Source organism: Myxococcus sp. NMCA1 (assembly GCF_026810205.1).
Classification (GTDB): domain Bacteria; phylum Myxococcota; class Myxococcia; order Myxococcales; family Myxococcaceae; genus Myxococcus; species Myxococcus xanthus_A.
On record NZ_CP113950.1, the window covers coordinates 7189458 to 7201937 of the forward strand.

Consider the following 12480-nt stretch of genomic DNA (forward strand, 5'->3'; position numbering starts at 1 on the left):
GCCCCTGCCCATGGGGCCCTTCCGCCGAGGTGACGCCCCGTGATTCGCGTCGTGACGCTGGACCCCTTCGACGACAAGCAGCTCGCGAAGTTCAACCGCACGCTCTACACGGCGTTCGGCGTGGGCAGTGAGCACTCCGGCAGCGCGGAGGTGCCCGCGGGCATGTCCGAGCCGCTGGATGCGGAGAAGCTGATTGATGAGGTGAAGGGCATCCGTTCCTACAAGGACGACAAGGTGCTGCTCCTCACCACGCGCAAGCTGAAGGACCGCGAGCTTCCCAGCGGCGTGGCGCCCACGACGGGCTTCGCGCGCCAGGGGAAGGACCGCGCCATCCTCACCATCGCGCCCCACAAGGATTTGGAGAGCGCCTTCAAGGCCGTCACCCGCCACGCGCTCCACCAGTTGGGCCACCTCTGGGAGCTGCACCACTGCCTGGACCCGCGTTGCTCGATGTACCCGCCCTGGACGCCGTCCTTCGCCCAGGGTGAAGCCATCTTCTGCACCTTCTGCCGCGAAAAGAGCGAGCAGAAGATTCGCCTTGCGAAGTCCTAGCATCACGCGCGCGCTGCCCCTCATGGAGCTGGGGGGCCTGCTCCTGGTCGCGCTCCTGTGCCTGCTCTTCCACCTGCGCCTGCCGGGCCGCCTCCCGTCGGAGGCGGACTACCGCGCGGTGACGGAGCGCCTCCAGGCGGAAGCGCAGCCCGGCGACGCGGTGCTGCTCTTCCCATGGTGGACGGAGCGCGCCCGCATCTTCGTCCCCTCCACGCTGCCGGTGTACGGCTACCTGGGCTCGGACCAGGATGACTTGTCCGCGCACCCGCGGGTCTGGGTGCTGGGCCAGCCGGAGCTGCCCCGCTCGGACGAGGCGGGCTTCCTCGAAACCTTCCTGCGTGGCCGCCGCGCGGTGGGCGCCACGTCGCGGCATGGCACGCTGACGCTGACGCTCTATGAGAACGGCCGGCACCGGCCCCGGCGCTTCACCGCCACGGAGGCCTACGCCCGTGCCCGCGTGTACCTGGAGCAGCCGGATGGCACGCGCCGCGACTGTCCCTTCGACGGCAAGGTGCACCGCTGCCCCGGGCCCGCGCACCTGTACGTGGCGCCGGAGTGGCACGAAATCCTCTACGAGCCGCGCCGCTGCCTGTGGATGCACGCGCCGGGCGGCAAACAGCGGCTGGTGGCGGAGCTGGACGGCGTGCCCGGTGGCCTGGGCCTGCGCCTGGAAGGCGGCATCATCTTCGAGCACGCCTTCCCCAAGGACTCGCGCTTCTCCACCACGCACCTGGGCGTGGATGACGCGGCGAACGGCGCGCGGCTGCTGTCGCTGGCGATACCGCCGGGCCTGGAGGGCGTGCAGAAGGCCGAGGTCCGGCTCCCCGAGGGCGCGCCACACACGGTGAAAGTCTGGGTGCAGGCGGACAACGCGGACCGGCGGCAGGTGTGCCTGAACGTGCTGGCCGTGGAGCCCGAAGTGGGAGTGCGGGGATGATGCAAGGACGCGCCCCCACGCGCGACGAGAAGTACCTGGCCTGGGCCCTCTGGGTGCTGGCCTTCGCGGCGCTGTGGCTGACGGAGTCCGCGGTGGGCTACACGCGCGACGAAAGCGTCTACTTCATCGCGGCGGAGGGCTACTCGAGCTGGTTCCGGCAGCTCTTCAACGCACCGACCCGGGCGCTGACGGACGCGGCCATCGTGCGCGCGTGGGACTACAACCACGAGCACCCGGTGCTGATGAAGACGCTGTTCGGCCTGAGCCACCTGCTCTTCCACACGGGCCTGGGGTGGGCGCGCTCGGCGACGGCGTTCCGCATCCCCGCCTTCGCCATGGCGGCGCTGATTCCCGCGCTGTCCTTCCTGCTGGGCAGCGCCATGTACGGCCGCCTCGCGGGGCTGTTCGCCGCCTTCGCCTTCATGCTGGTGCCGCGGCAGTACTTCAACGCGGAGATGGCGTGCTTCGACGTCCCCGTGGCCGCCATGTGGCTGCTCGTCGTGTACTGCTTCTGGCGCGCCTTGGAGGACGTGCGCTGGGGCCTGTGGTGCGGCGTGGCCTTCGGCCTGACGCTGGCCACCAAGCACAACGCGCTGTTCCTCCCCTTCGTGCTCACGCCCTTCGCGCTGTGGCGCGCCTACAGCGCCAGCGAAGGTCAGCCGGAGGCCCGTGCCTGGCTGGGCCGCTTCGTGGGCGTGTTCACGGCGGTGGCCGTGTTCTACGGCCTGCTGGTGCTGTCGCTGGGCGGCGGTGAGGGCTTCCAGCGGAAGTTCCTGCTGCTCAGTCCGCACACGCTGCTGTTCGCCGGGCTCGCGGTGGGCGGCGCCTGGGTGCTCAAGGGCGTGGACAAGGTGAACGCGCAGGTGACGCGCGCGCTGGTGCCCATCGCCGCCATGGCGGTGCTGGGGCCCGTCATCTTCTACCTGCACTGGCCCTACCTGTGGCACCAGCCGGTGGACCGCACCGCGTGGTACCTGGCCTTCCACGCCAAGCACAACCACTACGCCTGGTTCTATCTGAACCAGCTGCTGCGCGAGCCGCCCTTCCCGCTCGCCTATGTCGTCGTGAAGACGGCGCTGACGGTGCCCACCAGCATCTTCGTCCCCATGGTGACGGGCCTGGCGGCGCTGGTGGCGCGCATGGTGCTGGGTGCCTTCGCGCGGACGCGCGCGTGGGTGGAGCGCCCGGTGACGATGACGGAGGCGCTGGTGTGCGTGAACGCGGTGGCCTCCATCCTCATCATCAGCCACCCGCAGGTGCCGCACTTCGGCGGGGTGAAGCACTGGTTCCCGTCCATGGTGTTCCTGGGCATCCTCGCGGGCGCCGCGGTGGCCCGGGGCTGCACGGCGCTGGGGGAGCGGCTGAAGGTGAAGTGGCCCTCACTGCCCCAGGCCGCGGTGGCCGTGCCGGTGTTCGCCGTGCTGCTGGCCCCCGCGCTGGTGTACTCGGTGCGCGTGTTCCCCTACGGGACGGCGGCGTATTCGGAGCTGGCGGGAGGACTGCCAGGCGCGGCCACGCTGGGCATGCAGCGCCAGTTCTGGTCCAGCCACGTCACTGGCGTGCTGCCGTGGATCAACGCGAACGCGAAGCAGGGCGCGCGCCTGTTCCTGCACGAGGTACACGGCGGCTCGTTCCGCGACTACCAGCGCAACGGCATGCTGCGGAAGGACCTGCGCGCGGTGGGCAGCCCGGCGGACGCGGACATCGTCGCGTACCAGTACCACCAGGAGTTCCGCGAGCACGAGTTCCTCACGTGGCAGGCCTTCGGCACGCGCACGCCGGTGACGGGCCTCTACCTGGATGAGACGCCCCAGGTGGTCGTCTACGTCCGGCCGGAGACGCGGTAGCCCCTCGAGGCCACCGAGTCCGCCGGGACGCGGGGCTCAGGTGTCGCCGCCGCTGCTCCCCGCCTTCTTGCTGAAGTTCATCAAGTGGGCGGCCCCGCGCAGGAGCTCCGCGTCACTGAGCGGCGCCACCTGTTCCTTCAGCTGTTTGTACTCGCTCTGGGTGACCTTGGGCCGGTCCCCGTCGATGCGCTGCTGGAAGAAGGGCTGGTCGGGGAAGTCCTTGTGGAAGAAGCGCTGGTCCACGTACTCGGCGCGCTGCGTGCCCGGGCGCATGGCGAACTTCGTGTCCACGATGACGTCCGGGTTGCCGGAGATGGCCTTGTCCGGAGGAATCATGGCCGTGTTCGCGCCATGGGACGCCGAGGCCAGGTTGTTGGGCGACTGCGTCTTCTTGCCACCCTCGCCGTGGCCCATGCCGTGGAGGATTTCGTAGTCCGTTCGCGGCCCCGCCGTGCCGAGCTTCTGCTGGTACTTCGTGGAGCTCGTCTCCCCGCCCGTCATCTTCCCGAAGACCTTGGTGTGCTCGCCCTTGTCGCGGTCCGGCACCGAGGCCTGCACCTGCTGCGGCCCCAGGCCCCTGGGGTCGAGCGGCCCCGACGCGAAGATGCCCTTCTTGTCCGCCGCCTGGCTCCCGTAGTGCGCCAGCATGTTCAGGTTGTCATTGGGACCGTCCTTCTCCGTCCGGAGCGCCTCCATGTTGGCCGGGCGCGCCGCGTGCGTGTCCTGGAGTCCCGCCGCCTGCGACTGCTTGAAGATGTCCGCGGCGGAGGGGGGTGGCCCGCCCGTCGCCGCCGCGCGCTGGGGCCGCGTTCTCACCGGCCCTCCGTCGAAGCTGTCCGCCTGCGACGGCGACTGCGTGCGATTCGAGGACGAGGGCGATGGCGAGGCAGACGTCCGCTGCGTGGGGCTGGCGTACGGCGAGAAACGATTCGTGGGGGTGCTGGGCTTGGGACTCCGGGAGCCGACTTTCTTCATGGAGAACTCCTTCGGGGGATGAGGAATTGAATCCCAATCCCTGACGCCGTCGAGCCCGTCTTGCAGAAAGGCTGCTCAGCGGGCCGCAACCAGGGGAGGTGTCTATCACTCATCACTCACCCCCCCTTTTCGACAAGCCCGCACAACCGCTCACTTGCCTTCTCAAATCCTGTCAATTCGTATCGCGCGATGCGAATCCCACTTCATGCCTTCATCGCAGCGACGCTCGTGGCCTCGGCTTGTGGAGGCGAGGCTCCGTCCCAGGACGCATCCGGTCCGGACGAAACCTTCACTTCACAGGAGCAGACGGCGTTCTCCGGTGTGAACGGCACCTACTGCCTGGTCAGCCCCTACAACTGCAAGCTGCAAGCGTCTGGAGGAAACCGCGTCCCCACCAACGCGCCCGAGGACGACAACTGGGGCCTGGTGACAGGCGTTCCCATCCGGGACGGCCATGGCACGGTGGTAGGCACCAACACGCGGACGAGCGCCGCCTTCAACTACGGCCAGACGCGCACCTTCGCGGGTGAGAAGCATGCCTTCGCGGTATCGACGTCCAACTCCAGCGCCGGGTGGCTGCCCATCTCCAGCATCCTGGGGAGCACTTCCTTCGAGCAGAAGGTCGGCCACGTCTCCGCGCTGGGCGCCGGCCTGGGCAAGCTGGGGTGCTACGCCGTGCGCGACTGGCACGACACCACGCTCGAATTCAAGAAGGTCGTCTACGACAGCACGGCGACGCACGAGCGCGCGGGGGACTACCTGCCGTTGGTGCGCGCCAATGGCCTGCGCTCGGCGAACCTCGTCTTCAACGTGCCGGGCTTCGCGCTGGGCGGCCCCGCGGTGGACCACTTCCCGGTGGGCACGAAGTTCCAGCGCCTGGACGTCCCCACCGACCACGGCGTGCCGTCCATCGACATTCCCCTGTGGGTCCAGGACAGCGCGGGACGCTACCGCCAGCAGTCCGGCACCATGAAATTCCTCTACGGTTACGTCATCGCCGCCACGGGAACGAAGCGCAACGGGTGGATGGCCTATGACGCCCTCCAGGTCAGCTCCGGCTGTCCCTGAGTCCCGTCAGGAGCGCGCCCACGTCGCGCGCGGAGGACATGACGCCGTGCATGCGCGCGCCCGCCCGGTCGCGGTGTGCACTGGCGGTCGTTGCAGTTGGCGCGACCTGTCACAGGACAACCCCTGACCTCCCCTCAGGACGAAGCTCCGAAGTAGGCTGGGGGTGGCAGGTGAAGGCTCTTCCACACCCCGGGAGGGACACATGAGGCGCTGGACTGGGTTGTTGGCGGTGGCCGCGCTGTGTGGCGCGGCTTGTGACGGGAAGAAGTCGACGGACAGGCCCACGCGGGCCCAGCTGCGGAAGACGGGCGGGGCCACGGTGGAGGTCATCCCCTCCGACGGCCAGCTTCCCTACTGCATGCTGTACACAGTGTCGGAGAAGGGCGTCATCCGGCAGCTCACGCTGACGCGGGAGAACCGCTCCATCCGCTGTGATGCGAACAAGCCCGTGGCGCACACGAGCTTCCGCATCCCCGTGCAGGAGGGGAAGGTCCGCATGTACATCTTCTTCTCCGACGACCGCATCCCCGCGGGCCCGGTGGCGCAGCAGCTCTACGAGCTTCGAAGCCAGGAGCGCATCAACGCCATGGACCTGCGCCTGCCCGGCCGCGTGTTCGTGGAGACGCTGGAGTTCACCCCCGAGGAAGGCGGCACGCCCGTGACGGGCACCGTGGTGGGCGCGGGGGGCGACACCGAACCGGAAGGCACGGGTGCCCCGGTGCTGTCGGATGGTGGCACCGAGGGCGGCGGCATGGGCGCCATGGACGAAGCGCCCTGAACCATGAAGCGGCGCGCCGGGGGAATCCCCTCCCCCGGCGGGCGGCGGCTCAGTAAGCCTCGCGCGCCATGGCCAGGAGGTCCGCCTGCGACACCTTCCGCGGGTTGCTCAGGTGCGAGGCATCCTGGAAGGCCTTTTCAGCAATCCGCTCCAGGTCCTTCTCCTGGACGCCCGCGTCGCGCAGCCGCGCGGGAATGCCCACCGCCGCGTTGAGCTTGCGCACCCGGTCGATGGCGTTGCCCGCGAGCACCTCTTCGCGCGCCTGCGTCGTGTCCCCCAGCGCCACGGCGACCCGGGCCAGCCGCGCCGTGCAGACCGCGCGGTTGAACTCCATCACCACGGGCAGGACGATGGCATTCGCCAGGCCGTGGTGCACGTTGGACACGGGTGTGAGCGCGTGGGCCAGCGCGTGGCAGGCCCCCAGGCCCTTCTGGAAGGCCATGGCGCCCTCCATCGCCGCCACCATCATGTCCGTGCGTGCGGCCAGGTCCTTGCCGTCGCGCACCGCCGTCTCCAGCGAGCGGCCCACGCGGTAGATGCCGTCAATGGCCACCGCGTCCGCCAGCGGGTGGAAGCCATTGGCCAGGTAGGCCTCCAGGCAGTGGGTGAAGGCATCCATGCCCGTGGCCGCGGTGACGCCCGGCGGCAGCCCCAGCGTCAGCTCCGGGTCGCAGATGGCGGCGCGCGGCAGCAGGTGCGGACTGAAGATGACCGTCTTGCGGCCCGTGTCCTCCAGCGTCACCACGCCCGAGCGCCCCACCTCGGAGCCCGTGCCCGCGGTGGTGGGAATCGCGATGAGCGGTGGCAGGTCGTCGCGCACGTACTGGTCGCCGCCCTTCGCGTCGTCGTAGCGACTGAGCGGCGGCTCGTGCGTGGTGAGGAGCTGAATCAGCTTGCCCGCGTCCAGGGCGCTGCCGCCCCCCAGCGCGACGATGCCGTCGCAGGAGTGGCTCCGGTACGCCTCCAGACCCGCGAAGACGTCGCGCTCGGTGGGATTGGGCTCCACGCGGTCGAAGACTTCACAGGCCAGTCCCGCCGTCTTGAGCACGTCCGCCACGCGCGCGGCCAGTCCCGCCTTCACCACACCCGCGTCCGTCACCAGCAGCGGACGCTGGATGCCAAGACGCTGGGCATGCGCGGGCAGGCGCAGCAGCGCGCCGGCGCCGAAGACGATGCGCGTGGGCCAGGCCATCTCGGTGACGCGCGGCTCGGAGGGAATGTCGAACGGCTTCATGGCGGCTGCCTCATTTGCGCTCATCAGATGAGCTCCAGGTAACGCTCCAACTCCCAGTTGGTGACGGCGCGCTCGTACTGACGCACCTCCCACTCGCGCGTGCGCACGAAGTGGTCCACGAAGCCGTCGCCCAGCAACTCCCGCGCGCGCTCGCTGCCCTTCAGCAGCGCCACCGCGTCCTTGAGGTTGCGGGGCAAGGGCGGCGCGTCGTTCTTCGCATAGGCATTGGCCTCACAGGGCGCGGGGGGCTCCACCTCGTTCTCGATGCCCCACAGGCCCGCGGCCAGGCTGACCGCCATGCCGATGTACGCGTTCATGTCCGCGCCCAGCTGCCGGTACTCCAGGCGCATCGCCTTGGCGCTCTCACCGATGACGCGAATGGCGGTGGTGCGGTTCTCCAGGCCCCACGTCACGGTGGTGGGCGCCCAGGTGTTCTCCACGCTGCGCTTGTAGCTGTTGATGGTGGGCCAGTAGAGCGCGGTGAGCTCCGGCATCAGCGCCACCTGCCCGCCGATGTAGTGGCGCAGCTGCTTGCTCATGCCGTGTGGCGCCTTCGCGTCGTGGAAGAGGTTCTGCTCCCCGTCCAAGTCCCACAGCGACTGGTGGACGTGCCCCGAGCACCCCGGCAGCTTCGCGTTCACCTTCGCCATGAAGCACGCGGTGACGCCGTGGCGGGCGCAAATCTCCTTCACCACCGTCTTGAAGAGCGCGGCCTTGTCCGCCGACTGCTCGATGTCGTCGTAGCGGATGGCCGCCTCGAAGACGCCCGGCCCCGTCTCCGTGTGGAAGCCTTCGATGTCCAGGCCGAAGGCGTTGCACCCGTCGATGAGCGCATGCACCAGCGGCGCGTTGAGCGACGTGCGCAGCCACGAATAGCCGAACATGCCCGGCGTCAGCGGCGTCAGCCCCTGGAAGTCCTTGTCGCGCAGGCTCTGCGGCTGCTCCTTGAAGATGAAGAACTCGTACTCCGCGCCGAAGCGCGGCAGGTACCCCAGCGCGCGCGCGCGGGCGGCCACCTTCTGGAGCAGCTGCCGGGGGCTCGCCTCGAAGGGCGTGCCGTCGGGGTTCTCGAAGTCGAGCAGGAACGCCGCGGTGTCCGGCTCCCAGGGAATGACGCGGCCGGTGGACAGGTCCACCTTCGCGTGGGCATCCGGGTAACCGGTGTGCCAGCCCGTCACCTGGGTGTTGTCGAGCAGGTCGTCGCTCAAGTCCCAGCCGAAGACGACGTCACAGAAGCCCAGGCCGCCCTTGGCGGCGCTGAGGAACTTCTCCAGGGAGATGTACTTGCCGCGCCAGACGCCATCGACGTCCACCGCGCCCACCTTCACCTTCTGGATGCCCTTCTCATCCAGCCAGCGGCGCAGCGTGTCCACGCTCGCCGCGTCCCGCACCGCCGGGCCTCGCCCCGGTGCACGCGATGCCTTGCCGCGAACCCGGCGGGCCATGGCAGGGTGGGTCAGGACCTTCGCCTTGGGTCGGGTCGGCATCGATTCAATCCCCTCTCTTGCTGGAAACGCCCGACACCTGGGGCTCCACCCGCCGCCCGGCCATGCGCAGACTGGGGACGGTGGATGAGAAGGTGAGCCAACGGGCGCCGGTCATGTGGGTACCTCGAAGCACACGGGCGCGTTCCACTGCGACTGGCCAGGAACGGACACGCGGGGCACGACACGGTAGGAATGGGGATGCAATGCGGCAACCTACGGCGGTGAAGAACGTCCTCTTGCTGAAAGCCGGTGACGCGGCCGAGCCCGTGCGCGTCTCCGTCGGCGATTACGACCGGTGGTTTCTGCAAACCATTGGACTGTCCGGCTACCACTTCGACATCGTGCTGGCGCACCGGGGCGCCCCCTTGCCCACGCGCGCGGATGGCTACGACGCGGTGATGATGACGGGCTCGCCGCTGTCGGTGACGGCGCTCGAGCCGTGGATGAAGCGCGCCGCGGACTTCATGGTGGAAGCCGGTGAGCGGGGCACGCCCGTGCTGGGCGTGTGCTTCGGCCAGCAACTCCTGGCGCATGCGTATGGCGGCCGCGTCTCGCGCAATCCCCAGGGGCGGGAGACGGGCAGCGTCGAGGTGACGCTCACCGAGGCCGGAAAGCAGGATCCGCTCTTCGACGGCGTGCCGGAGCGCTTCATCGCGCAGGCGACGCACGAGGACATCGTCTCGCACATCCCCGACGGCGCGCAGGTGCTGGCGGGCAACGCGAACACGGCCGCGCAGGCGCTGGCCTTCCGCCCCAACGTGCGCGGCGTGCAGTTCCATCCAGAGGCCGGCGTGGACACCCTTCGCGCCGTCATCGAGGCCCGCCGGGAGGGCCTGGAGCGGGCCTCCGTTGCGCGAGGCGCCGCGCCCGGCGAATACGTCCGTCAGCTGCTCGCGGGCCTCACGCCCTCTCCCGCTGGCCGCAGAATCCTGCTGAACTTCCTCGAGCGCTTCACCTGACCTGACAGAGGCCCTCCGTGTCCCGTCTTGCCCTGCCGACCCTGCTCCTCGCCCTGCTCACCACCGCGTGCTCGGAAGACCTGTGCACCCAGGCGCCCCGCTGTGACGACTCGGAAGCGCTCAACTGCGAGCCGGAGTGCACGGTGGGCCCGTGCTCCAGCGGCCCCATCCTCCAGGCGTGCACCGAGAACACGACGTGCACCGTCGTCCCCGGAGACCGCAACGACGCGCGCTTCTACCGCTCCCGCGCCGTGTGCGCCGTCACCCTGGAGGCCTGCGACCCAACGACCGCGGCCCCGCCCACCTGCGGGAGCGACCGCTTCGTCACCGGCTGCAGCGCCTACCGCCGCGACATCCGCGTATCCTGCTCCCAGTCGGCGCTCTACTTCGCGCAGGTGCCCGCCTGCTGCCAGGGCCTGGGCACGGACGACGGCGGCACCGACGCGGGCACCGGCGTCGGCGACGGGGGCGTCGCCGACGCGGGTACGGCCGACTCCGGCATTTGAGGTAGAGAAGAAGCCATGGCGTCGCGCTGGGACCACCTCTTCGACCTCAAACCGGTTTCCCTGCTGGAGCACCTCCTGGAAGAGGTGGCGAAGCTGCTGCACAAGGACCTGCAGCAGTGGCCACCGCCCGTCGAGGAGCTGGACCTGGACACCGGTGGCCACTTCGCGCCGCTCTTCACGGAGCCACGGCCACGGCCGTCCCGAGCCGTCTACACGGAGGCGTTCCGGCTGGCGCAGTGGGAGCTGGCGCGCGAAACGGACGCCTACGACGACTACATGCGCAACAAGCGTTACCTGGAGCGGGGCCTGGTGCCGGGCGACCGGCTGCCCCTGCTGTTCCTCAGCCGCTGGCTCACCGAGCAGATGCTGGGCCTGGGCGAGTCCACCCAGGGCCGGGTCAAACGCAAGCACATGCGCGACTGCCTGGAGCGGCTCCAGTCGAAGCTCGGTGCCTTCCAGGTGCCCAGCGCCTGAGCCGCCGCCGGGTGGCCCGGTGAAATGTTGAACGGGCACCATCCCCTCCCGGGACGGGGGCGGGGCACTCACGTGGCGGCCCTTGTCACCGGGAAGGCACTGCCGTAAGCCAGACCGCATGTCGCAGCAGCCTTCGGACTCCACCGCCTCCGCCAACCGACGCAAGCGCCTGCTCCTCCTGGGAGTGCTGTGGCTGAGCATGGCGCTGGTCCTGTTGGCCTTCCGCTCGGTGGTGATGCCCTTCGCGGGCGCCGCGCTCATCGCCTATCTGGTGCAGCCGCTGGTGGGACGCATCTCCCGGGTGAAGGTGGCCGGCCGTCCGGTGCCGCGCTGGGCGGCGCTTCTGCTCATCTACGCCGGCTTCTTCGTGGGCGTGTACCTCTTCATCGTCGCGCTGGCGCCGCAGCTCTACCGCGAGCTGTCACGCGTCAGCCGTGAGGCGGTGACGTTCGCCAACACGCTCACCCCGGAGCACGTCCAGGAGCTCGCGCAGCGCGCGGAGACGTGGCTCAGCACGCGAGGCATTCCGGTGGCGCTCTCCAACCGCGCGCTGGAGGGCGCGGACGCGGGGAGCAGCAACGGCACCTTCGGCTTCGCGCTGGATTTGGAGCAGTTCCTGGGGGACGCGGTGAAGCGCGTGTCCATCCTGGTGCAGGAGAACCTGGGCGACATCGTCAACGTGTCCCGCAGCATCGTCACCAGCGTGGCCGCGGGCGTCTTCATGCTCTTCTTCGTGCTGATGGTGGCCGCGTTCTTCTCCATCGACGCGCACGCCATCCGCCACTACTTCGGCACGCTGATTCCGCCGGAGTACGCCACCGACGCGCGGCAGCTCCTGGAGCGCATCGACCGCTCGCTGTCCGGCGTGGTGCGCGGGCAGGTCACCATCTGCATCGTCAACGGCATCCTGACGTTCATGGGGCTGCTGCTGTTCGGCGTGAAGTTCGCGTTCCTGCTGGCGACCATCGCCACCTTCTTCAGCCTCATCCCGATTTTCGGCACCATCCTCAGCTCGGTGCCCATCGTCCTCATCGCGCTGGCGGACGGCTTCCAGAAGGGGCTGGCGATTCTGGCGTGGATCATCGGCATCCACGCCCTGGAGGCGTACTTCCTCAACCCCAAAATCATGGGGCAGGCGGCGCACCTGCACCCCGTCATCGTCGCCTTCTCCCTCATCGCCGGAGAGCGGCTCTTCGGGCTGATGGGCGCCCTCTTCGCGGTGCCCGTGGCGTCCGTCCTGGTGGCGTGCTTCGACTACGCGAGGCTCAAGGCCCAGCCCACGCCCGCGGTGGCCCTGGCCACGCCTGGCCCGCTGCCCGCTGAACGTCAGCCGCCCGCCGCCTGAGCCCTACTGGCAGGCGGCGGCGCAGCGCGCTTCACGGCAGGTGGGGATGCAACGCCCACAGTCGATGGAACCCTCCGGGCAGCCACTGGTACAGGGGGCGCGGCAGGTCGGACCTTCGTCCGCGTGCGTGACGGCGGTTCCCAGCCCACAGCACGCGTTGGCCACGCAGTCGTCGTCCGTGTAACACGTCTGGTCGGACAGCACCGGGGGCACGTCCCCCAGCGGCAGGTCTCCCAAACCGTCACACCCCACTCCACCACCGCCCAGCGTCACCCCCAGCACGAGGGTGAGCAGGCGGAAACGTCCGTGTCTGAGCAA

General features: G+C 69.5%; 13 protein-coding genes. 9 read left to right on the plus strand and 4 right to left on the minus strand.

Translation table 11 applies throughout. The annotated features are described in order from the left end of the window. The first annotated feature begins 39 nt into the window (after nucleotides 1-39). The 3 genes from OZ403_RS29610 to OZ403_RS29620 are packed head-to-tail and all read left to right on the plus strand — an operon-like array spanning nucleotide 40 to nucleotide 3336. A complete protein-coding gene (locus OZ403_RS29610; RefSeq protein ID WP_140794653.1) occupies nucleotides 40-552 on the plus strand; it encodes a hypothetical protein in 513 nt (170 codons plus the stop codon). Beyond that, complete coding sequence (locus OZ403_RS29615; protein WP_268782351.1) at nucleotides 539-1489, plus strand: hypothetical protein; 951 nt, start codon at nucleotides 539-541, stop codon at nucleotides 1487-1489. The genes OZ403_RS29610 and OZ403_RS29615 overlap by 14 nt, the downstream gene beginning before the upstream one ends. Then, nucleotides 1486-3336 carry an ArnT family glycosyltransferase gene (locus OZ403_RS29620; protein ID WP_268782352.1) on the plus strand — a complete coding sequence of 617 codons (1851 nt, stop codon included), beginning with the start codon at nucleotides 1486-1488 and terminating at the stop codon, nucleotides 3334-3336. Before OZ403_RS29615 ends, OZ403_RS29620 begins: the two co-directional genes overlap by 4 nt. A 36-nt stretch (nucleotides 3337-3372) precedes the next feature. On the opposite strand, the gene OZ403_RS29625 is transcribed toward OZ403_RS29620, so the two are convergent. Then, nucleotides 3373-4311: a hypothetical protein gene (locus OZ403_RS29625; RefSeq protein ID WP_268782353.1), complete on the minus strand. Its 939-nt coding sequence runs from the start codon at nucleotides 4309-4311 to the stop codon at nucleotides 3373-3375. 189 nt (nucleotides 4312-4500) lie between these two features. Here OZ403_RS29625 and OZ403_RS29630 point away from each other — a divergent pair, with 189 nt between their 5' ends. After that, a complete protein-coding gene (locus OZ403_RS29630) occupies nucleotides 4501-5379 on the plus strand; it encodes a hypothetical protein (protein ID WP_268782354.1) in 879 nt (292 codons plus the stop codon). A gap of 202 nt (nucleotides 5380-5581) precedes the next feature. Next, nucleotides 5582-6157, plus strand: a complete 576-nt coding sequence (locus OZ403_RS29635; RefSeq protein WP_140794657.1) for a hypothetical protein — start codon at nucleotides 5582-5584, stop codon at nucleotides 6155-6157. A 49-nt stretch (nucleotides 6158-6206) separates the two neighbouring features. Here the strand turns inward: OZ403_RS29635 and OZ403_RS29640 are convergent, their stop codons facing one another. After that, a complete protein-coding gene (locus tag OZ403_RS29640) occupies nucleotides 6207-7391 on the minus strand; it encodes an iron-containing alcohol dehydrogenase (protein WP_268782355.1) in 1185 nt (394 codons plus the stop codon). A gap of 23 nt (nucleotides 7392-7414) precedes the next feature. Continuing rightward, the gene (locus tag OZ403_RS29645; RefSeq protein WP_268782356.1) at nucleotides 7415-8878 is read right to left on the minus strand and encodes a glutamine synthetase family protein; all 1464 of its coding nucleotides are present in this window, start codon (nucleotides 8876-8878) and stop codon (nucleotides 7415-7417) included. Nucleotides 8879-9081: 203 nt separating this feature from the next. Between OZ403_RS29645 and OZ403_RS29650 the strand changes: the two genes are divergently transcribed. The 4 genes from OZ403_RS29650 to OZ403_RS29665 all read left to right on the plus strand — a co-directional run bounded on the left by OZ403_RS29650 (nucleotide 9082) and on the right by OZ403_RS29665 (nucleotide 12162). After that, nucleotides 9082-9837, plus strand: coding sequence for a glutamine amidotransferase (locus OZ403_RS29650; protein WP_140794659.1), 756 nt, complete (start codon nucleotides 9082-9084; stop codon nucleotides 9835-9837). 17 nt (nucleotides 9838-9854) lie between these two features. Then, the gene (locus OZ403_RS29655) at nucleotides 9855-10343 is read left to right on the plus strand and encodes a hypothetical protein (protein ID WP_140876855.1); all 489 of its coding nucleotides are present in this window, start codon (nucleotides 9855-9857) and stop codon (nucleotides 10341-10343) included. A gap of 15 nt (nucleotides 10344-10358) precedes the next feature. Further along, nucleotides 10359-10817, plus strand: coding sequence for a hypothetical protein (locus tag OZ403_RS29660; RefSeq protein ID WP_140794661.1), 459 nt, complete (start codon nucleotides 10359-10361; stop codon nucleotides 10815-10817). A gap of 118 nt (nucleotides 10818-10935) precedes the next feature. After that, complete coding sequence (locus OZ403_RS29665; protein ID WP_140856580.1) at nucleotides 10936-12162, plus strand: AI-2E family transporter; 1227 nt, start codon at nucleotides 10936-10938, stop codon at nucleotides 12160-12162. A gap of 3 nt (nucleotides 12163-12165) precedes the next feature. On the opposite strand, the gene OZ403_RS29670 is transcribed toward OZ403_RS29665, so the two are convergent. Continuing rightward, nucleotides 12166-12480 (minus strand): hypothetical protein, encoded by a 315-nt coding sequence (locus tag OZ403_RS29670; RefSeq protein ID WP_140794663.1) that lies wholly within the window; start codon nucleotides 12478-12480, stop codon nucleotides 12166-12168.

What these genes read in the sequence shown, in the direction of transcription:
- OZ403_RS29620 (WP_268782352.1), top strand. Translation starts at nt 1,486, where the DNA reads ATGATGCAAGGACGCGCCCCCACGCGCGACGAGAAGTACCTGGCCTGG.
- OZ403_RS29625 (WP_268782353.1), bottom strand. Translation starts at nt 4,311, where the DNA reads ATGAAGAAAGTCGGCTCCCGGAGTCCCAAGCCCAGCACCCCCACGAAT.
- OZ403_RS29630 (WP_268782354.1), top strand. Translation starts at nt 4,501, where the DNA reads ATGCGAATCCCACTTCATGCCTTCATCGCAGCGACGCTCGTGGCCTCG.
- OZ403_RS29635 (WP_140794657.1), top strand. Translation starts at nt 5,582, where the DNA reads ATGAGGCGCTGGACTGGGTTGTTGGCGGTGGCCGCGCTGTGTGGCGCG.
- OZ403_RS29640 (WP_268782355.1), bottom strand. Translation starts at nt 7,391, where the DNA reads ATGAAGCCGTTCGACATTCCCTCCGAGCCGCGCGTCACCGAGATGGCC.
- OZ403_RS29645 (WP_268782356.1), bottom strand. Translation starts at nt 8,878, where the DNA reads ATGCCGACCCGACCCAAGGCGAAGGTCCTGACCCACCCTGCCATGGCC.
- OZ403_RS29650 (WP_140794659.1), top strand. Translation starts at nt 9,082, where the DNA reads ATGCGGCAACCTACGGCGGTGAAGAACGTCCTCTTGCTGAAAGCCGGT.
- OZ403_RS29660 (WP_140794661.1), top strand. Translation starts at nt 10,359, where the DNA reads ATGGCGTCGCGCTGGGACCACCTCTTCGACCTCAAACCGGTTTCCCTG.
- OZ403_RS29665 (WP_140856580.1), top strand. Translation starts at nt 10,936, where the DNA reads ATGTCGCAGCAGCCTTCGGACTCCACCGCCTCCGCCAACCGACGCAAG.